Consider the following 19,173-nt stretch of genomic DNA (forward strand, 5'->3'; position numbering starts at 1 on the left):
TCACCGTCGATCTTCGACCTAAAGATCCACACTTGGATCACGCCTCCCACGCGTATGGACTCGCCGCGATCTCCGTACCGTCGGCGAGCGCGGAGATGGTGAAGTCCCCGAACACGTTGGGCGCCACCCGCTGCAGCTCCCGCAGGCATGCCACCGCGACCTGCCGCATCTCCACGTCGGCGTGCTCGGTGGCGCGGACGGCGACGAAATGCCGCCAGGCCCGGTAGTTCCCGGTCACCACGAGGCGGGTTTCGATGGCGCCGGGAAGCAGCGCCCGCGCCGCCTGCCGGGCCTGCTTGCGTCGTAGGGTGGCTCCCTGCCCGTCGGCGAACTTCCGCTCCAACCCCTCCAGGATCTCATGGTAGGCGCGTACACCCGCCTCCGCCGCCGCCACGAACTTCTTGTGCAGGTCGGGATCGTCGGCGATGACGTCCGGCTCCACGATCTCGGCCTCGGGCTCGGCCACGTACCGGGGCGACAGCTCCGAGTACGACAGGTGCCGGTGCCGCACCAGCTGGTGGGCCAGGGCGCGGGAGACGCCCGTGAGGTAGAACGTGGCGACGCCGTGCTCGAACACCGACAGGTGGCCCACCTCGATGAGGTGCCGCAGGTACCCGGCGTTCGTGGCGGTCGCCGATACCGGCTTGGACCAGGACTGGTAGCAGGACCGGCCGGCGAACTCGGCGAGCGCCTGCCCGCCCTCGGCGTCCGTGGACCAGGGCACGTCGTCGGGCGCCTCGAAGTGTGTCCAGCCGACCATCCGCACCTGCGGCGACACGACCTCGGCCACGACTGTCTCCTTCCCGGGACGACTCAACCCAGGCTAGCCGCCGACCGGGTGGCGGCCACATGACGCCGCTCTGCCGCTTGACTGACGTCATGAATGACGTCATAGTGAAGCCATGGACCTCAGCCCGTACCTTGAAGCGCTCCGCCGCGATCTCGCGGCAGCCGCCGCGCCCGGCGGTCCCGACGTGACCCGCGCCGCCGAACTGCTCACCGGTTCGCTGGAGGCCTCGGCCCGGCTGTGTCTGCTCGAGGCGCTGTCCGACGCCACCGCGGAGATCACGACGCGACTGCATTCGGCCAGCGTCGAGGTGCGGCTGCGTGGCCGCGAGGCCGACCTCGTCGTCACGGACGTGCCGGAGTTCACCGCCCCGACCCCGCCACCACCGCCGGCGGGAGACGCGGCCGACCTGGCCCGGGTCACCCTCCGGCTGCCCGAGCACCTCAAGAGCCAGGTGGAGCGGGCCGCCAGCGTCGAGGGCATCTCGGTGAACGCCTGGCTGGTCCGCGCGATCGGCGGGGCGCTCTACTCCGGACCCGGGATGCCGCCGACGCCGCCCGGCCCGCCGCGGCCGCCCCGACCGGGTCGCGGCCGCCGCATCACCGGCTTCGCACAGTCCTGACCCCTGTCCCCGCCTGACCCCCTGTCCCCGCCAGCCCTTCGAGGAGATCACGATGTACGAGTTCGACTGCCCCGAGCCGGTCAGCCTGTCCCTGCGCATCGCCGGCGGGGACGCCGAGATCGTCGCCGAGGACCGTCGGGACGCGACGGTGGAGGTCGCGCCCTTCGACAGCAGCGACGCCTCCCGCGACGCCGCCGCCCGTACCCGGGTGGAGCTGCACGACGGCACCCTCGTGGTGGAGGCGCCGGAGGTGACCGGCTGGCTGTTCCGGCGCGGCCAACGGGTACGAGTGAGGGTGCGGCTGCCCCAGGACGGCGACCTCGCCGTCAAGGTCGCCTCCGCCGACGTACGGGCGGCCGGTCGTTACCGCTCCGCCAGCATCGTCAGCGCCTCCGGCGACCTGGCCGTCGAGCACGTCACCGGTGACGCGTCGGCCAACGCGGCGAGCGGCGACGTCCGGCTGGGCCGGGTCGACGGCCGGCTGCGGGTCAACGGCGCCTCCGGCGACATCGCGGTCGGGTACGTCGGCGTCGACGTCAACGCCAAGTCCGCCAGCGGCGACGTCGTGGTCAACCAGGCGGGCGGGTCGGTGCGGGCCACGACGGCCTCCGGTGACATCAGCGTGGGTACCGCGACGACCGGCACGGTACGGGTGAACTCCGCCTCCGGCGACGTCAGCATCGGGGTGGCGGCCGGCATCGGGGTGTGGCTCGACCTCACCTCGATCTCCGGCGACACCCGTACCGACCTCGCCATGCCCACCGGCCAGGGCGACCAGTCGGCGGCCGCGCTGAGCCTCGAGGTACGCACCGTCAGCGGCGACATCGACGTGCACCGCGTGGAGCTGCACGCCGCCGCGTGAGCGGACCTCCCATGACCGTGGGAGAGGGTGGACCTCAGACGTAGAGCCAGGTGAACGGGGCCCAGGGCAGGTTCCGCAGCACCGAGAAGACGAACCAGACGGCGAGGAACACCGCCAGCGTCGTCGGCGACAGCCGGAACGCCGGCAGCACCTCCCGCTTGGCCACCAGCTTGGCCGACCAGGCCACGTACATGTACACCAGGAACGGCACCGCGAACACGAACAGCGCGTGGTTGCGGGCGGCCTGCGGCAGGTTGCCGTGCAGCAGGTACCAGAACGCGCGGGTGCCGCCGCAGCCCGGACAGTCGAACCCGGTGGTGAGCTTGAGCAGGCAGGTCGGTGCGGAGTACGCGCCGGAGGTGGTGGGGTCGGAGATCATCACGTACCCCACCGCGCCGGCGAAACAGGTGGCGATGGCGGCCGGCGCGGCCCACGCCGGCGAACGCTCCACGACCCGGAGGACGAACCGGCTGAACCGGCTCGGCTCGGGCACCACGTAGGGCGGCGGGGCCGGGTATGTCACCGCTTGCTCACCGATCGGGGTCATCGCTACCTCGGGTATCTGGGAGTGCGGTCGATCGTTTTCACGGTACACCGGCGGCCTCCCCGACCGGGTCGGCCGGCATCGTGACCGCGGCCGGTCCGGCCGGCGTCACCGGCGCCCGCAGGGCCCCGGTCAGCGGCTCCGCGAAGTCACCGCCCTCCGGCGGCGCCACGCCCTCCAGCCCCAGCCATCCCGCCAGCCGGCGCAGCTCCGCGGCCAGCGCCTCGGCCACCTCACCCGGGGCGGGGTGACCGCGGCCGGCCCGGCCGGCAGGCGCCGGCTCGATCCAGGCGGCCGGCACCCGCAGGACGCCGGCCTGGCGGTCGGCCTTGAGGTCGAGCCGGGCGACGAGCCGGTCGCCGAGCAGGAACGGCAGCACGTAGTAGCCGTGGACCCGCTGGGCTGCCGGCACGTAGATCTCGATGCGGTAGCGGAAGCCGAACAGCCGCTCGGTCCGCGCCCGCTCCCACACCAGCGGGTCGAACGGGCTGACCAGCGTCGCCGCGGAGACCCGGCGGGGCATCCGGGCCTCGGGGTGCAGGTAGGCCGGCTGGCCCCAGCCCTCGACGGTGACCGGGATCAGCTCACCGGCCTCCACGAGGCCGGCGACGGCCGAACGGGTGGCCGCCGCCGGCAGCCGGAAGTAGTCGCGCAGGTCCCGCTCCACCGCGACACCCAGTGCCCGGGCGGCCACCCGAACCAGCTCACGGTGAGCCTCCGCCGGAGCCGGGGTGGGCGCCTCCAGCACGGCGCGGGGCAGCACCCGCTCCGGCACGTCGTAGACGCGGGCCCAGGAGCCGTTCCGGCGGGCCGCCAGCACCTCACCGCGCCAGAACAGCCACTCCAGCGCCGTTTTCACGTCCGTCCAGTTCCAGCCCCAGTGCTCGCGTCGGACCGGTACGTCGTCGGAGATCTCAGCGGCGGTCAGCGGTCCCTTGGCCCGTACCTCGTCGAGGACCCAGCGCACCAGGTCCGGCCGTTCGCGGTTGATCCGGGCGACGCCGCCCCACTCGTGGCCCCCCGCCATCCGCCAGCGCAGCATCGGGTGCAGGGTCACCGGCAGCAGCGAGGCCTCGTGCCCCCAGTACTCGAACAGCTCACGCGGCGCGCGGTAGGCCACGCGGTCGAGCAGGGTCGGCGAGTAGGGCCCGAGCCGGCTGTAGAGCGGCATGTAGTGGGCGCGCATCAGGACGTTGACGGAGTCCATCTGCAGCAGGCCGATGCGGCGCAGCACCCGGCGCAGGTGGCGCAGGTCCACCGCGCCGCCCGGCTGCCGGTCGGCGAAGCCCTGGGCGGCCAGCGCGATCCGGCGCGCCTGCGCCGCTGAGATCGATTCGACGGTCATCGGCGCCGAGGGTAGCGCGCGGGTGCGACGAAAATCGTCGGCCGCCCATCTCCCCGACCTCGGCTTCGTCCACGCCGGCGACGGCCTCCTGGTGCCCGCGCTCCGCTTCACGTTCCAACCCGCCTGACCTCGCGCGCCGATCCCTCCGTACGCTGTCCAACCGTGGCACTCGGGTACGTCCGTCCGGCGCGCCCGGACGAGGCCGGCGACATCGCGCGCATCCAGCTCAGCACCTGGCGGACCGCCTACCGGCGGCTGATCCCGCGGCAGGTGCTGGACGAACTGGACCCCGGCTGGCTCACCGAGCGGTGGCGCGAGGCGATCAGCGCGCCACCGTCCCCCCGCCACCGGGTGCTGATCGCGATAGAACAGGCCGAGAGCGGGAGCGAGGCGCCCGCGCACCCCGTCGGCTTCATCGCCACCGGTCCGGCGGACGAGGCGGCGCTGGCCCCCGGCGAGGAGCCGCTGCCGGCGGACGTGGCTGCCATCACCGACCTGCTCGTCGAGCCCCGCTGGGGCCGGCGTGGCCACGGCAGCCGGCTGCTGTCGGCGGGCGTGGACCTGTGGCGGGAGGACGGCTTCCGTACCGCGGTGGGCTGGGCGTACGAGCGCGACCCGGCCACCCGCGGCTTCCTCGCCTCGGCCGGTTGGGAGCCCGACGGCGCACGCCGGGCTCTCGACGTGGACGACCTGCTGGTACCCCAGTTGCGCCTGCACGTGGACCTGACGGCGGAGCCGCAGGCCGGCTAATCGAGCAGCGGGCCGAGGCCGACGGTCAGGCCCGGACGCTCGATCACCTTGCGCACCGCGAGCAGGACTCCGGGCATGAACGACTTGCGGTCGAAGGAGTCGTGGCGGATCGTCAGCGTCTCGCCCTCGGTACCCAGCAGCACCTCCTGGTGGGCGACCAGGCCGGTGGCGCGTACCGAGTGCACCCGTACGCCCTCGACCAGGCTGCCGCGGGCGCCGGACATCTCCTCCTTGGTCGCGTCCGGCATGGGCGGCATGCCGGCCCGCGCCTGGGCGATCATCTCGGCGGTGCGCACGGCCGTGCCGCTGGGCGCGTCGATCTTCTTCGGGTGGTGCATCTCGACGATCTCCGCCGACTCGAAGTACCGCGCCGCGCGGGCGGCGAAGTCCATCATGAGCACCGCGCCGATGGCGAAGTTCGGCGCCACGACGACCCCCAGGTCGGGCTTGTGCGCCAGCCACGTGCGGACCCGCGCGAGCCGCGACTCGCTGAAGCCGGAGGTACCGACGACCACGTTGATGCCCTGGTCGACGCACCAGTGGAGGTTGTCCATCACGACATCGGGCGTGGTGAAGTCGACCACCACGTCGGCGCCGGCGTCGGAGACGTTGAACAGCCAGTCACCGTCGTCCACCATCGCCACGAGTTCCATGTCCTCGGCGGCGTCGACCGCCTTGCAGACCTCGGTACCCATACGGCCCCGTGCACCGAGTACGCCGACTCGGATGGGCTCACGCTCGTCGTCCACGGTGCCCAACTTAATGCACGGTGCCGTCCGGGACCTATTCGACGATTCCGGAGAAGTCGTGATCGTCGAAGGGCCCGATCACCGCCAGCGACGCCGGGTTGACGAGCACGTCGGCGGCGACCGCGCGGACATCGTCCGGTGTCACCGCGTCGATGCGGGCGAGCAGGTCGTCCACCGAGAGCATGTCGCGGTAGAGCAGTTCGCCCTTGCCCAGCCGGCTCATCCGCGAACCGGTGTCCTCCAGGCCCAGGACCAGCGAGCCCTTGAGCATGCCCTTGCCGCGGGCGACCTCGGCGTCGGTGACGCCCTCGGCCGCCACCGTGGCCAGCTCGTCGCGGGTCAGCGCCAGTACCTCGTCGACCTTGCCCGGCGCGCAGCCGGCGTAGACGGCGAACAGCCCCGAGTCGGCGTACTGCGACGTGTACGAGTAGACCGAGTACGCGAGACCGCGGCGCTCCCGGATCTGTTGGAACAGCCGGCTGGACATGCCGCCGCCGAGCACGTTGTTGAGCGCGCCGAGCGCGAACCGCCGCTCGTCGTCGCGGGCCAGGCCGGCGCAGCCGAGCACGACGTGCGCCTGCTCGGTGTCCTTGCTCTGCACCTTCACGCGCCGCCCGGCGACCGGCACGATCGGGCCGCGGGGCCGCTTCGCCGCGGGTACGCCCGTGGAGTCGAAGTACCGGCTCCGTGCGAACGCGGCTGTGACCTGCTCCACCACCTCGGCGTGGTCGAGGCTGCCGGCTGCGGTGACGACGACCGTCGGCGCCGCATACCGGCTCCGGTAGAACGTGTGGATCTGGTCGCGGGTCAGCGCCGAGATCGTCTCGACCGTTCCCGAGATCCGCCGGCCCAGCGGCCCGTCGCCGTAGACCGCGTCGGCGAACAGGTCGTGCACCTCGTCGCCGGGCTCGTCGTCGACCATCGCGATCTCTTCGAGGATCACCCCCCGCTCGGTCTCGACGTCGGGCTCGGTCAGGACCGAGTCCGCGACGAGGTCACACATCACGTCGATGGCGAGCGGCAGGTCGGCGTCGAGCACCCGCGCGTAGTAGCAGGTGTACTCCTTGGCGGTGAACGCGTTGGTCTCGCCGCCGACGGCCTCGATCTCGGCGGAGATGTCCAGTGCGCTGCGCCGGTTGGTGCCCTTGAAGAGCAGGTGCTCCAGGAAGTGCGAGGCGCCGGAGAGCTCCGGGGTCTCGTCGCGGGAGCCGATGGAGACCCAGATCCCGAACGAGACGCTGCGCATCGCGGGGATGGCCTCGGTGAGTACGCGCAGACCGCTGGGCAGCACGGTACGTCGTACCGTGCCGCCCAGCGCGTCAGCCGAAGGGGTATGCGCCATATCGCCCGGGGTCAGCTGTGCCGCTGGCGCCGACGACGCGGCTCGCGGTCACCCTCGCCGGCCTCGCCCGACTGCTCACCGGCGGCAGCGTCCTCGCGCTCCGGGCGGTCGCCCCGCTCGCGGCCCGGGCCACGCTCGGCGCGCTCACCACGCTCGCGCGGACCCCGGTCGCCCCGGTCACGGCCGGCCGGACGCTCCGCGCCCTCACCACCGGCGGCGGCCGGCGCCTCCTCGCCCTCGGGGCGCACCTTGTCCAGGTAGATCTTGCCCCGCTGGTCGATGTCGGCGATCTGGACCTCGACCTTGTCGCCGACGTTGAGGAAGTCCTCGACCTTGTCCACCCGCTTGCCGTCGCCGACCTTGGAGATGTGCAGCAGGCCGTCGCGGCCGGGCAGCAGCGACACGAACGCGCCGAACGGCGCGGTCTTCACGACGGTACCGAGGAACCGGTCGCCCACCTTGGGCAGCGTCGGGTTGGCGATCGCGTTGATCCGCTCGACCGCGGCCTCGGCGGCCGGGCCGTTGGTCGCGCCGACGTAGATCGTGCCGTCGTCCTCGATGGTGATGTCGGCACCGGTCTCGTCCTGGATCGCGTTGATCATCTGCCCCTTCGGGCCGATGACCGCACCGATCTTGTCGACCGGGATCTTGATCGTGGTGACCCGCGGCGCGTACTCCGACATGCCGGCCGGCGAGGCGATCGCGGCGTCCATCACGTCGAGGATCGTGTGCCGGGCGTCGTGCGCCTGCTGAAGGGCACCGGCCAGCACGTCCGACGGGATGCCGTTGAGCTTGGTGTCCAACTGCAGCGCGGTGACGAACTCCCGGGTACCGGCGACCTTGAAGTCCATGTCGCCGTACGCGTCCTCGGCGCCCAGGATGTCGGTCAGGGTCACGTACTGGGTCTTGCCGTCGACCTCGTCGGAGATCAGACCCATCGCGACGCCGCCGACCTGTGCCTTCAGCGGCACACCGGCCGACAGCAGCGCCATGGACGAGGCGCAGACCGAGCCCATCGAGGTGGAGCCGTTGGAGCCGAGGGCCTCGGAGACCTGACGGATCGCGTACGGGAACTCCTCCCGCGAGGGCAGCACCGGGATGAGGGCGCGCTCGGCGAGCGCCCCGTGGCCGATCTCGCGCCGCTTCGGCGCACCGACCCGGCCGGTCTCACCGACCGAGTACGGCGGGAAGTTGTAGTTGTGCATGTAGCGCTTGGTCTTGGCCAGGCCCAGCGTGTCCAGGGTCTGCTCCAGGCGCAGCATGTTGAGGGTGGTCACGCCCAGGATCTGGGTCTCGCCCCGCTCGAAGATCGCGGAGCCGTGCACCCGGGGCAGGACCCCGATCTCGGCGGTCAGCACCCGCAGGTCGCGCGGGCCGCGGCCGTCGATGCGGACCTGGTCGCGCAGCACGCGGCTACGGACCTCCTGCTTGGTCAGCGCGCGCAGCGCTGCCCCGATCTCCTTCTCACGCCCCTCGAAGCGGGGCGCGAGGGCCTCGAGCGCCTTCTCCTTGACCCGGTCGAGGGCGTCCTCACGCGCGGCCTTGCCGGCGATCCGCAGGGCCTCGGCGACGTCGTCGCGCACCGCGTCGGCGACCGCCTGGAAGACGTCGTCCTGGTACTCCAGGAAGACCGGGAACTCGGCCGTCGGCTTGGCGGCCACGGCGGCCAACTCGTCCTGGGCCCGGCACAGCTCGCGGATCGCCGGCTTGGCGGCCTCGAGACCGCTCGCGACGACCTCCTCCGTGGGGGCCTGGGCACCGCCCGCGACGAGGTTGACGGTGTGCTCCGTCGCCTCGGCCTCGACCATCATGATCGCTACGTCACCGTCGGGCAGCGTGCGCCCGGCGACGACCATGTCGAAGGTGGCCCGCTCCAGCTCCTCGTTGGTCGGGAAGGCCACCCACTGCCCGTCGATGTGGGCCATCCGGGTCGCGCCGATCGGACCGCTGAACGGCAGGCCGGACAGCTTGGTCGACAGGGACGCGGCGTTGATCGCCACCACGTCGTACGGGTGCGACGGGTCGAGCGCGAGCACCGTCTCGACCACCTGGACCTCGTTGCGCAGCCCCTTGACGAAGCTCGGGCGCAGCGGACGGTCGATCAGGCGGCAGGTGAGGATCGCGTCCTCGCTGGGGCGCCCCTCGCGACGGAAGAACGAGCCGGGGATGCGGCCGGCGGCGTACATCCGCTCTTCGACGTCGACGGTCAGCGGGAAGAAGTCGAACTGTTCCTTCGGCTGCTTGCCGGCGGTCGTGGCGGACAGCACCACGGTGTCGCCGAGCTGAGCGGTCGCCGAGCCCGCCGCCTGACGCGCCAGCCGGCCGGTGGAGAAGACGATTTCGCGGGTGCCGAAGTTGCCGTTGTCTATGACGGCCCGGCTGGTCTGGTTTCCGAGGCTACTAGCTTCGGTCATGGTGAGTTTTCACTCCTCACGGGTCGTGGTACACCCGCACGGAGGCTGTCCCGCGGCCGGTCTTCGATCGAAGCTCTCGGGTGGGTTGAGCTCGTCCCCCGAAAGCCACTACCGAGGACCGGTGCGCCGACGCGCTCCTGCGGCTTTCGTACCAGTCTGACATTACGCGTGAGGGGAGCGACCTGTATGTCGACGGGTCGCTCCCCTCACGAAGTACTACCGACGCAGGCCGAGGCGCTCGATGAGCGCGCGGTACCGGCTGATGTCGGTCTTCTGCAGGTAGTTGAGCAGCCGACGGCGACGGCCGACCAGCAGCAGCAGGCCGCGCCGGCTGTGGTGGTCGTGCTTGTGCAGCTTCAGGTGCTCGGTGAGGTCCGAGATGCGCTTGGTGAGCATCGCGACCTGCACCTCGGGCGACCCGGTGTCACCCTCGGCGGTCGCGTGGTCCTTCATGATCTGCTGCTTCACAGCGGCTTCGAGCGCCATGATCTCCCTTACGGTCGGGCTGGAAACGTCCGCACCCACGGCGTCGTGCAGGCACGCGGACCCACGCCAGTCACCTGGCGCGGCCCCCAGCCTAACAAACCTAACTACGAGGAGCCGTGAGTGGGCGCGCCGTCACACCCGAGCGGCGTCCGGCGGAGCCACCGGAAGGGCCGCGCCACGGTCCGTCCGGGAGCGCGCCGAGCGCCACAGCGGCCACCCCGCCACGCCCGCGATGACGACCGAGCACAGATGCCCGACCGCGGCGACCTCGAACGTGGACAGCCCTGCGAACGCGTCCACGGCGAAGAGCGCGAAGCCGGCGAGGGCCGGCAGCCGCTGGAGGCCCCGCCCGTACAGGGCGCCGGCGGCGAGCGCGCACGCCACCACGTACGACGGGCCGACGTCGATCATGAAGCGGTCCCCCGCCGGCACCTGGCCGTGCGCGATCCGGTACGCGACGATCCCCTGGCTGATCAGCGTGCCCCCGACGTGCGCGCACACGATCAGCGTCGCGGTCCGCCAGTTGCCCAGCGCCCGGTTGGTGACGCCGAGCCCGATCAGCGCGGTCAGCAGCCAGCCGGTCAGGCTGCCCTCGGTGAACAGCCCGGACAGCACCAGCGCCGGCAGCGGGTGGTCGCGCAGGTTGACCAGGTTGGTGCTGGTCCACTCCAGCCAGGCGGTACGCGCGGGGGTCGGGAGGGTACGCACGGACAGGGTCGTGGCGATGAAAGCGACGACGTAGCCGGCCGTCACGCCGGCCCGGGCCGGCAGCAACCGGACACCAGCCGGCAGCGGTCGGACGCGAGCCGGCAGCGGTCGGGTCAACCAGCCCGGCCCCGGCCTCATCCGGCCAGGACTTCTCGGGTCTGCGCCACGTCCTCGTTGATCTGTGCCACCAGCGGCTCGATTCCGCTGTAGGTGCGCTGCTCGCGCAGGTGCGCGACGAAGTCGAGCGACAGCCGCTCGCCGTACAGGTCGCCGCTAAAGTCCAGTACGAACGCCTCCACCCGGCGCTCCTGGCCGGAGAAGGTGGGGTTGGTGCCGATCGACACCGCGGCGGGCAGCCGCTCGCCGTGCCCCCGCACCAGCCACGCCGCGTACACGCCCTCGGCGGGCACCGCCGCGTACGAGCTGGTGAGCAGGTTGGCCGTGGGGAAGCCCAGCTCGCGACCGCGCCGGTCGCCGCGGACGACGACACCCTCGACGCGGTGCGGGCGGCCCAGCGCGCGGGCCGCCGCCGTCACGTCACCCGCGTCGACACAGGCGCGGATGTACGTGGACGAGAAGACGGTGGAGTCGTCGGCGAGCAGCGGTGCGGCCTCGGTACCGAAGCCGAAGCTGCGCCCCAGCCGCTCCAGCATGGCGATGTCGCCGGCCGCGCGGTGGCCGAAGCGGAAGTTCTCCCCCACCACGACCAGCGAGGCGTGCAGGTGGGAGACGAGGACGTCGTAGACGAACTCCTCGGCCGGCACCCGGGAGAAGTCCGGCGTGAACGGCTGTACGCACAGCGCGTCGACCCCGAGCTGCTCGATCAGCTCGGCCTTGTGGGCCGGCTCGGTCAGCACGGGCGGGTGCGACCCGGGCCGGACGACCTCCGACGGGTGCGGGTCGAACGTCATCACCACCGACTGCACGCCCAGCTCACGGGCCCGCTTCACGGTGTGCCCGATGATCTCCTGGTGCCCGCGGTGGACCCCGTCGAAGACCCCGATCGTGACGACCGAACGGCCCCAGCCGCGGGGCGCCGCGTCGTACCCCCTCCAGCGCTGCATGCGGAAAGACTATCCGGCCGGCGAGAGCACGATCTCGGCCTTGGCCCGCCCCTCGCGCTCGCGCACGACCGCGATCACCTCGCCGTCGGGTCCGAACACGGCGTACGGGCCGGCGATCCCGATCGGCTCCAGCGGGCCGCCGTGGCTCAGGACCCGGGCCTCGTCGGCGTCGGCGTCCCGGCGCGGGAAGAACCGGGCGGCGGCGTCCGGCAGCGGCAGGGTGACCGGATGGTCGCGTTCGGCCAGCGACTCCAACGTCTCAGCCTCGGCGAGGGTGAACGCCCCCACCGCGGTACGCCGCAGCGCCGTCAGGTGCCCGCCGACGCCGAGGGCGGCGCCGAGGTCCCGGGCGATCGCCCGGATGTAGGTACCCGACGAGCACTCCACGTCGACGTCCAGGTCCAGCCGGTCGCCGTCGGCCGGGCGCAGGTCGCCGAGGACGAGCCGGGACACGGTCACCGGGCGGGGCGCGAGCGCCACCTCCTCGCCCTCGCGGACCCGCTTGTACGCCCGCTTCCCGTCGATCTTGATCGCACTGACCGCGCTGGGGACCTGCTGGATGTCGCCGGTCAGGGTGGCCAGCTCCGCGCGTACCCGTTCTTCGGTGATCCCGTCGGCCGAGGCGCGCGCGGTGACCTCGCCCTCGGCGTCGTCGGTCACGGTCGACTCGCCCAGCCGGATGGTGGCGCTGTAGCGCTTCGTGCTGCCGATGACGTACGTGAGCAGCCGGGTCGCCCGCTCCACGCCGACCACCAGTACCCCGGTCGCCATCGGGTCGAGCGTGCCGCCGTGCCCGACCCGCCGGGTACGGGCCAGCCGCCGTACCCGCGCGACCACGTCATGGGAGGTCATGCCGCCCGGCTTGTCGACGACGACGAGGCCGCCCGGCCCCGGAGGTTGCTTGCTCACGGGGGTCCAGCCTTCCAGATCGCTCAGTGGGCCATGCTTTCTGGACCCTCAACGGGTCGCGCCGACGACCGCCCACCGACCGGAGCGCATCCGGGCCAGCAGCCCCACCAGGCGGATGACGATGAACAGGGTCAGCCCGGCCCACACCCCGGCCAGTCCCAGGTGCAGCCAGTACGCCAGCCAGATCGCGGGCAGGAAACCGCCGAGGGTGGCGACGACGGTCAGGTTGCGCATGTACCGGACGTCGCCGGCGCCGATCAGCACCCCGTCGAGCGCGAACACCACCCCGGCGAGGGGCAGCATGCCGGCGAACCAGGGCCACGCCCGCATCGCCTGCGCGAAGACCTGCGGGTCTGAGGTGAACAGCTTCGGCAGTACCCCGGCCCCGGCACCGATCACGGCCGCGAACACGGCGCCCGACACGAGCCCGATCACGGTGATGCGGCGGGCCAGGGCCTTGGCCTGCTCGTCCTCGCCGGCGCCCAGGGCGGCGCCGACGAGCGACTGCGCGGCGATCGCGACCGCGTCGAGGACGAGGGCGCAGAAGAACCACAGTTGTAGCGCGATCTGATGGGCGGCCAGGGCCGCGGCGCCGAAGCGCGCTGCCACGGCCGCCGCGGACAGGAAGGACGCCTGGAACGCCGCACCGCGCAGGAGCAGGTCGCGGCCGAGGACGAGTTGGCGGCGCAGTACCGCCGGGTGCGGCCGCAGCGACACCCGCTCGGCCACCAGGGCGCGTACGAACAGGGCGCCCGACAGCGTCTGTGCGCCGGCGTTCGCGATCGCCGACCCGATCAGGCCCAGGTGGAGGCCGTACACGAGGGTCGGGCAGGCCGCCGCCGACAGCAGGTTGGCGCCCAGGACGTAGTACATCGGCCGCCGGGTGTCCTGCACCCCGCGCATCCACCCATTGCCGGCCGTGGCCAGCAGCAGGCCGGGGGCGCCGAGCGCCGCGACGCGCAGCCAGTGTGCCGCCGCGGCGGCCACGTCGGGGTTGTTCCCGGCGAGGGTACGGGCCAGCGGGTCGGCGAACACCTGGGCGCCGACGGCGATCAGCAGACCCGCGGCGAGCGCGAGCCACGACGCCTGTACCCCTTCGGCTACGGCGCCGGCCCGGTCGCCGGCGCCGTAGCGGCGCGCGGACCGGCCGGTGGTGCCGTAGGCGAGGACGGTGCCGAGCCAGGCGGCGACCGTCAGCACCTGGCCGCCGATGGCCACCGAGGCCAGGGGCGTACGACCGAGATGCCCGACCACCGCCGTGTCCACCAGGACGTACAGCGGCTCGGCGGCGAGGACGACGAGGGCCGGCAGGGCGAGGCCGGCGACCCGACGGAGGGTGGGCGCGGCACTGGTGGGGGTGGTCATCGCCCCGGATACTGACACGGCTTGGTAAGGCTGACAAGCCTTCGCGTTACTTACAGGATCGCGGCGGAGCCGCTATCCGACGGCAGCGGAGCCGCTACCCGGACGGCGATGACGCCGCGGTCACCGACGCACCGCGGCGTCACCACGAGTTCGGTCAGCCACGCCGATCCATCGACATCTGCAGCGCCGCGCGAGCCTGCTCCCGACTGTCCTTGGCGCTCGACTGCGGCTTGGGCTGCGGCTTCTTGTGGTCAGGCATGACGGGTCTCCTCGAACGTCGTTGTCACGGCTGTTTCGTCGGACGTTCGCCTGACCGGGGTCGCCGGTCCGGGGCGCTGCCCGGCGGGAGCCGAGTCGACGGGGTGGGTCGACCCTCATGAACCGAAAGCGGTGGTGTGGCGGCGGGGAACGCATCAACGCGCCACTCTGTCTAAGTTAACGTTAAGTTCCAAGATGTGCGCGCACTTCCCGGATTCCGGGATGCCTACTCCCCTGATCGGCGCGGAGCCCGCCGGGTGTGACGACCTCGGCGGGCTCCTCGCGGATCAGGGAAGAAGGCTCAGCGGGCCAGGAAATGCCAGCCCAGCCACCAGCAGAAGCCCAGCATCACGATCCGGCCGACGGGTAGCCGGCCGATCCGGTACCGCATGGCGACGCCGCAGATGGCGGCGAGGGACGGGATCCGGGAGCCCGGCCGCCGCGCGGCCCACTCCAGTCCGAGCGCCGCGCCGAAGGCGCCGAGGAAACCCGCGATGGCCAACTCCCGCACGACGATCACCGGCGCACCAGGCCCCAGTAGGCGGTGAGCCAGCCGAAGTACGCCGCCGCCCGGGCGAGGTAGCCCTCCAGGATCGGATCGGCGAGGTTCGACAGGGTCGGATGCTCGAGGGTGGAGCCGGCGAAGAAGTTGATCGCCTCGACGACGCCGAGGGTCAGACCGGGCACCAGCCACCAACGGGCCCGCGCCGACAGCCGGTCCGGTGAGCTCCGGCGGGGCGTCCGGTCCGACAGGCCCAGCCAGAAGAGCGTGCCGCCGACCGCCACGACGAGCACCTCAGCACCGAGGGAGAACGACGGGAAGAGGGCACCCGCGAGGGAGATCAGCGCGAAGACCGGCACCAGCACCAGCGGTCGCGCCCGGGCGCCCGAGATCTCGGCAGTGATGTGCGAGGACTGATCCATCCCCGCATTGTCACCGGCACGCAGAGCGCGCCGTAAGGGATCGGCTCCCCTAGTTATCCCTGAAGTTCAGGCTTGACGTTGAGCCCTTGTCGTTCATGCCTTGTCGCGGCCGGCGGGGATCTCCTCGTCCTCGTCCTCGTCGTCCTCGTCGTCCACGCGGTACGGCTGCGGGTCACCGGCGTGCTTGGCACCGGCGGCGATCCGCTGCACCTCGGCGTCGGCATCGCGCGCCGCGGCCAGCAGTTCCTCCAGATGCTTGGCCTGGTCCTGCACGTTGTCGAGGACGAACGCCAGTGACGGCGAGTGGCGCAGACCGAGCGCCTTGCCCACCGTGCTGCGCAGCAGGCCCTTGGCGCTCTCCAGGGCGGCCGCGGTGCCCGCCTCGGCGGCGGCGTCACCCAACACGGTGTAGAAGACGGTGGCCTCGCGCAGGTCGGGGGTGATCCGCGCGTCGGTGATCGTGATCATGCCGAGCCGCGGATCCTTGATCTGCGTACGTACCACCGACGCGACCAGCTCCCGCACTCGTTCGGCGTGCCGGCGCACCCGGGCCGGGTCCGTCATGTCGCTCACCTCCGCGTGTTCACCAACGCCTCGACACTACCCGCGTCGCCACTACACGGCGGGTCACACACCCGGCCACGCCGCCCTGACCGGTCGAGGCGCGCGTCCGGCACGTCAGCCTAGTCGTCGTCGCCGTACAGCCGTCGGCGAACCGACAACAGCTCGATCTCCGGACGCTGAACGACCGCCTTCTCGCACGAGTCGAGAACCTTACCGACGTGACTCGCCTCGGCCGCGACCACCCCGACACCGACCTCGGCCCGCCCGTGCAGGTCCAGGGCGCCGACCTCGGCGACCGACACCTCGAACTTGCGCAGGGCCGCGATGACCGGGCGTACGTACGACCGCTTGGCCTTCAGAGACCGGGAGTCGCCGGGCAGGAGCATGTCGAAGACCGCGGTTCCGCTGTACACGAAAGAATTCTAGATCTTGAAGCCGCCGGCGGCGAACTGTTACCGACGCGAACGGCCCCGGGGCGCTGCCCCGGGGCCGTTCGTCGTATCACCAGGTCGATCAGCTACGCGGCTTCTCGCGCATCTCGAACGTCTCGATGACGTCCCCGACCTGGATGTTGTTGAAGCCACCGAGCGTGATACCGCACTCGAAGCCCTCGCGGACCTCGGTGGCGTCGTCCTTGAACCGACGCAGCGACGCGACCGTCGCGTTCTCGGCAACCACGGCACCGTCGCGGATGACCCGGGCCTTGGCGTTACGCCGGATGAGACCCGACCGGACGATGCAGCCGGCGATGATGCCGACCTTCGAGGAGCGGAACACCTCGCGCACCTCGGCGGTACCGAGCTGCGCCTCCTCGTACTCGGGCTTGAGCAGACCCTTGAGGGCGGCCTCGATCTCCTCGATGGCCTGGTAGATGACGGAGTAGTACCGCATCTCCACACCCTCGCGCTCGGCCAGCTCGCGGACCCGCTCGGCGTGACGCACGTTGAACCCGATGATGATCGCGTCCGACGCGCTCGCCAGGTTGACGTCGTCCTGGGTGATCGCACCGACACCGCGGTGGATGATCTTGAGCTGCACCTCGTCCGATACGTCGATCTTGACGAGGGCGTCCTCGAGAGCCTCCACCGAACCGGACACGTCGCCCTTGATGATGAGGGCCAGCGAGGTCTTCTCGCCCTCCTTCATCTGCTCGAACAGCGTCTCCAGCGTCGCCCGACCGCGCGAGTTCGCCATCTGCGCCGCACGGCGGCGAGCCTGCCGCTGCTCGGCGATCTGGCGGACCGTCCGGTCTTCGTCGGCGGCCAGGAAGTTGTCGCCAGCTCCCGGCACGGCGGTCAGACCGAGCACCAGCACCGGACGGGACGGGCCCGCCTCGGCCACCGGCTGCATGTTCTCGTCGAGCATGGCCCGGACGCGGCCGTACGCGTTACCGGCCACGATCGAGTCACCGACGTTCAGCGTGCCCTTCTGGACGAGCACCGTGGCGACGGGGCCCCGACCGCGGTCGAGGTGAGCCTCGATCGCGACACCCTGGGCGTGCCCGTCGATCGGCGCCCGCAGCTCCAGCGAGGCGTCCGCGGTGAGCAGAACGGCCTCGAGCAGCTGCTCGATACCGATGCCCGGCTTCGCCGCGACGTTGACGAACATCGTGTCGCCGCCGTACTCCTCGGCGACCAGGCCGTACTCGGTGAGCTGCTGGCGCACCTTGTCCGGGTTGGCCTCCGGCTTGTCGACCTTGTTGACCGCCACCACGATCGGCACCTCGGCCGCCTTGGCGTGGTTGAGCGCCTCGATCGTCTGCGGCATGACACCGTCGTCGGCCGCGACGACCAGCACGACGATGTCGGTCACCTGCGCACCACGGGCACGCATGGCGGTGAACGCCTCGTGACCCGGGGTGTCGATGAACGTCAGCGCCCGGTCGTTGCCGTCGTGGTCCACCCGCACCTGGTACGCACCAATGTGCTGGGTGATGCCACCGGCCTCGCCCTCGACCACGTTCGCGTGCCGGATCGCGTCCAGCAGCTTGGTCTTACCGTGGTCGACGTGGCCCATGACGGTGACCACCGGCGGCCGGATGACCAGCCGCTCCTCGGCGACATCGGCGTCGAGGTCGATGTTGAACTGCGCGAGCAGTTCGCGGTCCTCGTCCTCCGGGCTCACGATCTGCACGTCGAAGCCCAGGTGCTCGCCGAGCAGCAGCAGCGTGTCGTCGGAGCACGACTGCGTCGCCGTCACCATCTCGCCCAGGTTGAACATCTCCTGGACCAGCGAGCCGGGGTTCGCGTTGATCTTGTCGGCGAAGTCGGACAGCGACGCACCGCGCGACAGCCGGACCGCCTGGCCCTGACCACGCGGGGCGCCCGAGCTCATCTGCGGAGCAGACAGGTTGTCGAACTCTTGTCTGCGCTGCTTCTTCGACTTGCGACCACGCGTCGGACGGCCACCGGGACGCCCGAAGGCACCCGCCGTACCGCCACCGCGGCCACGACCGCCGCCACCACCGGGACGACCCGCTACGCCGGCACCAGCGCCGGGAGCGCCACCGCCACCACCGGGACGGAAGCCACCGCCACCGCCACCACCGGGACGGAAGCCGCCACCGCCGCCACCGCCGCCGCCACCGGGACCGCCGCGGAAGCCGCCGCCGCCACCACCGGGACGACCGGCGCCACCGGCACCACCGGGACGGAAGCCACCGCCACCGGGACGACCGGCGCCACCGCCACCCGGACCGCCACCCGGACGGGCCGGGCGCTGGCTGGGCATCTGCGACGGGTTGGGCCGAGGTGGCATGGAAGCCGGGTTCGGCCGCGGAGGCATGGAAGCCGGGTTGGGTCGGGGCATACCGGCCGGGGTCGGCCGCTGGCCGCCGCCTGCCGGGTTGATCCCGAAGGGGTTGTTACCGCCGCTACGAGCCGGCGGACGGCCACCGGGCCGCGGCGCCGGGCCGGGGCGGGGAGCCGCCGCGGGCTGCGGAGCCGCGGGACGGGGACCCGGGCGAGGACCCGGAGTCGGTGCGCCGCCGGCCGGGGGCTCCCGGCGAACGGTCTCGCGCTGCTTGGCGGCCTGCTGGGCGGCCTTGACCTGGGCCTCCTGCTCGGCCTTGAGCGCAGCGGCCCGAACCTCGGCTGCCGCCACCTCAATGTCGTGCGCGCTGGCCTGCTGGACCACGGGGGCCTGCGGGCGCGGCGGACCGGGAACCGGCCCACGCTTCACCGGCGAAGCCGGCTGCGGCGCGCGCTTGGGGGGTGCCGGCCGCGCCGACACCTTGGACTCGCCACCGACGGGTGCTACCGGAGCCGCCGCCGACGGCGCGGCGGGGGCGGCCGGAGCGGACGGCGCCGCCGACCCCGCTTCGAAGGCCGCACGCAGACGGCGGGCGACGGGCGCCTCCACCGTGCTGGACGCGGACTTCACAAACTCGCCCATCTCCTTGAGCTTGGCGAGTACGTTCTTACTTTCGACCCCGAGCTCTTTCGCAAGCTCGTGTACGCGGGCCTTGCCTGCCACTGCACT

General features: G+C 72.0%; 18 protein-coding genes and 1 pseudogene. 3 read left to right on the forward strand and 16 right to left on the reverse strand.

Annotated features, from left to right (window positions below; genetic code table 11):
• Positions 1-37 precede the first annotated feature (37 nt).
• A complete protein-coding gene (thyX, locus tag Pme01_RS00915) occupies positions 38-760 on the reverse strand; it encodes an FAD-dependent thymidylate synthase (protein ID WP_205863747.1) in 723 nt (240 codons plus the stop codon).
• A 142-nt stretch (positions 761-902) separates the two neighbouring features.
• Between thyX and Pme01_RS00920 the strand changes: the two genes are divergently transcribed.
• Together Pme01_RS00920 and Pme01_RS00925 are read left to right on the forward strand one after the other, a co-directional pair.
• On the forward strand, positions 903-1,409 hold the full coding sequence (locus Pme01_RS00920; RefSeq protein WP_168113130.1) for a hypothetical protein: 507 nt from the start codon (positions 903-905) through the stop codon (positions 1,407-1,409).
• Positions 1,410-1,461: 52 nt separating this feature from the next.
• Complete coding sequence (locus tag Pme01_RS00925) at positions 1,462-2,271, forward strand: DUF4097 family beta strand repeat-containing protein (protein ID WP_168113129.1); 810 nt, start codon at positions 1,462-1,464, stop codon at positions 2,269-2,271.
• 34 nt (positions 2,272-2,305) lie between these two features.
• On the opposite strand, the gene Pme01_RS00930 is transcribed toward Pme01_RS00925, so the two are convergent.
• Both Pme01_RS00930 and Pme01_RS00935 read right to left on the reverse strand, forming a co-directional pair.
• On the reverse strand, positions 2,306-2,794 hold the full coding sequence (locus Pme01_RS00930; RefSeq protein WP_239087946.1) for a DUF2752 domain-containing protein: 489 nt from the start codon (positions 2,792-2,794) through the stop codon (positions 2,306-2,308).
• Positions 2,795-2,924: 130 nt separating this feature from the next.
• Positions 2,925-4,160, reverse strand: a pseudogene (locus Pme01_RS00935) (winged helix-turn-helix domain-containing protein); the annotation flags it as partial.
• A 162-nt stretch (positions 4,161-4,322) separates the two neighbouring features.
• On the opposite strand from Pme01_RS00935, the gene Pme01_RS00940 reads away from it, so the two are divergent.
• Entirely contained in the window at positions 4,323-4,910 is a 588-nt protein-coding gene (locus Pme01_RS00940) for a GNAT family N-acetyltransferase (RefSeq protein ID WP_168113126.1), read from the forward strand.
• Here Pme01_RS00940 and dapB read toward each other — a convergent pair.
• From dapB to infB, 13 genes are all read right to left on the reverse strand, one after another.
• Positions 4,907-5,668: a 4-hydroxy-tetrahydrodipicolinate reductase gene (gene dapB, locus Pme01_RS00945; RefSeq protein ID WP_275941414.1), complete on the reverse strand. Its 762-nt coding sequence runs from the start codon at positions 5,666-5,668 to the stop codon at positions 4,907-4,909. The two genes, Pme01_RS00940 and dapB, sit on opposite strands and share 4 nt — an antisense overlap.
• Positions 5,669-5,693: 25 nt before the next feature.
• Positions 5,694-7,001 (reverse strand): M16 family metallopeptidase, encoded by a 1,308-nt coding sequence (locus tag Pme01_RS00950; RefSeq protein WP_168113124.1) that lies wholly within the window; start codon positions 6,999-7,001, stop codon positions 5,694-5,696.
• Between the two features lie 11 nt (positions 7,002-7,012).
• The gene (locus tag Pme01_RS00955; RefSeq protein ID WP_168113123.1) at positions 7,013-9,415 is read right to left on the reverse strand and encodes a polyribonucleotide nucleotidyltransferase; all 2,403 of its coding nucleotides are present in this window, start codon (positions 9,413-9,415) and stop codon (positions 7,013-7,015) included.
• Between the two features lie 216 nt (positions 9,416-9,631).
• Positions 9,632-9,901 (reverse strand): 30S ribosomal protein S15, encoded by a 270-nt coding sequence (rpsO, locus tag Pme01_RS00960; protein WP_168113122.1) that lies wholly within the window; start codon positions 9,899-9,901, stop codon positions 9,632-9,634.
• 132 nt (positions 9,902-10,033) lie between these two features.
• Positions 10,034-10,747 (reverse strand): rhomboid-like protein, encoded by a 714-nt coding sequence (locus Pme01_RS00965; protein WP_168113121.1) that lies wholly within the window; start codon positions 10,745-10,747, stop codon positions 10,034-10,036.
• On the reverse strand, positions 10,744-11,673 hold the full coding sequence (locus Pme01_RS00970) for a bifunctional riboflavin kinase/FAD synthetase (protein ID WP_168113120.1): 930 nt from the start codon (positions 11,671-11,673) through the stop codon (positions 10,744-10,746). Before Pme01_RS00970 ends, Pme01_RS00965 begins: the two co-directional genes overlap by 4 nt.
• Positions 11,674-11,682: 9 nt before the next feature.
• A complete protein-coding gene (truB, locus tag Pme01_RS00975; protein ID WP_275408475.1) occupies positions 11,683-12,582 on the reverse strand; it encodes a tRNA pseudouridine(55) synthase TruB in 900 nt (299 codons plus the stop codon).
• 48 nt (positions 12,583-12,630) lie between these two features.
• Positions 12,631-13,947: an MATE family efflux transporter gene (locus Pme01_RS00980; protein ID WP_168113119.1), complete on the reverse strand. Its 1,317-nt coding sequence runs from the start codon at positions 13,945-13,947 to the stop codon at positions 12,631-12,633.
• A gap of 559 nt (positions 13,948-14,506) precedes the next feature.
• The gene (locus Pme01_RS00985; RefSeq protein ID WP_168113436.1) at positions 14,507-14,716 is read right to left on the reverse strand and encodes a DUF6186 family protein; all 210 of its coding nucleotides are present in this window, start codon (positions 14,714-14,716) and stop codon (positions 14,507-14,509) included.
• A gap of 5 nt (positions 14,717-14,721) precedes the next feature.
• Positions 14,722-15,129 carry a hypothetical protein gene (locus tag Pme01_RS00990; protein WP_168113118.1) on the reverse strand — a complete coding sequence of 136 codons (408 nt, stop codon included), beginning with the start codon at positions 15,127-15,129 and terminating at the stop codon, positions 14,722-14,724.
• 93 nt (positions 15,130-15,222) lie between these two features.
• Positions 15,223-15,693: a 30S ribosome-binding factor RbfA gene (gene rbfA, locus Pme01_RS00995; RefSeq protein WP_168113117.1), complete on the reverse strand. Its 471-nt coding sequence runs from the start codon at positions 15,691-15,693 to the stop codon at positions 15,223-15,225.
• A 119-nt stretch (positions 15,694-15,812) separates the two neighbouring features.
• The gene (locus Pme01_RS01000) at positions 15,813-16,106 is read right to left on the reverse strand and encodes a DUF503 domain-containing protein (RefSeq protein ID WP_168113116.1); all 294 of its coding nucleotides are present in this window, start codon (positions 16,104-16,106) and stop codon (positions 15,813-15,815) included.
• A gap of 100 nt (positions 16,107-16,206) precedes the next feature.
• On the reverse strand, positions 16,207-19,167 hold the full coding sequence (gene infB / locus Pme01_RS01005; RefSeq protein ID WP_168113115.1) for a translation initiation factor IF-2: 2,961 nt from the start codon (positions 19,165-19,167) through the stop codon (positions 16,207-16,209).
• Between the last annotated feature and the right edge of the window lie 6 nt (positions 19,168-19,173).

Source organism: Planosporangium mesophilum, assembly GCF_016863255.1.
Taxonomy (GTDB): Bacteria; Actinomycetota; Actinomycetes; order Mycobacteriales; family Micromonosporaceae; genus Planosporangium; species Planosporangium mesophilum.

Bases quoted from the DNA above. Each gene is read 5' to 3' on its own strand.
- thyX (WP_205863747.1), bottom strand. From the start codon at position 760: ATGGTCGGCTGGACACACTTCGAGGCGCCCGACGACGTGCCCTGGTCC.
- Pme01_RS00920 (WP_168113130.1), top strand. From the start codon at position 903: ATGGACCTCAGCCCGTACCTTGAAGCGCTCCGCCGCGATCTCGCGGCA.
- Pme01_RS00925 (WP_168113129.1), top strand. From the start codon at position 1,462: ATGTACGAGTTCGACTGCCCCGAGCCGGTCAGCCTGTCCCTGCGCATC.
- Pme01_RS00950 (WP_168113124.1), bottom strand. From the start codon at position 7,001: ATGGCGCATACCCCTTCGGCTGACGCGCTGGGCGGCACGGTACGACGT.
- Pme01_RS00955 (WP_168113123.1), bottom strand. From the start codon at position 9,415: ATGACCGAAGCTAGTAGCCTCGGAAACCAGACCAGCCGGGCCGTCATA.
- rpsO (WP_168113122.1), bottom strand. From the start codon at position 9,901: ATGGCGCTCGAAGCCGCTGTGAAGCAGCAGATCATGAAGGACCACGCG.
- Pme01_RS00965 (WP_168113121.1), bottom strand. From the start codon at position 10,747: ATGAGGCCGGGGCCGGGCTGGTTGACCCGACCGCTGCCGGCTCGCGTC.
- Pme01_RS00970 (WP_168113120.1), bottom strand. From the start codon at position 11,673: ATGCAGCGCTGGAGGGGGTACGACGCGGCGCCCCGCGGCTGGGGCCGT.
- Pme01_RS00980 (WP_168113119.1), bottom strand. From the start codon at position 13,947: ATGACCACCCCCACCAGTGCCGCGCCCACCCTCCGTCGGGTCGCCGGC.
- Pme01_RS00990 (WP_168113118.1), bottom strand. From the start codon at position 15,129: ATGGATCAGTCCTCGCACATCACTGCCGAGATCTCGGGCGCCCGGGCG.
- rbfA (WP_168113117.1), bottom strand. From the start codon at position 15,693: ATGACGGACCCGGCCCGGGTGCGCCGGCACGCCGAACGAGTGCGGGAG.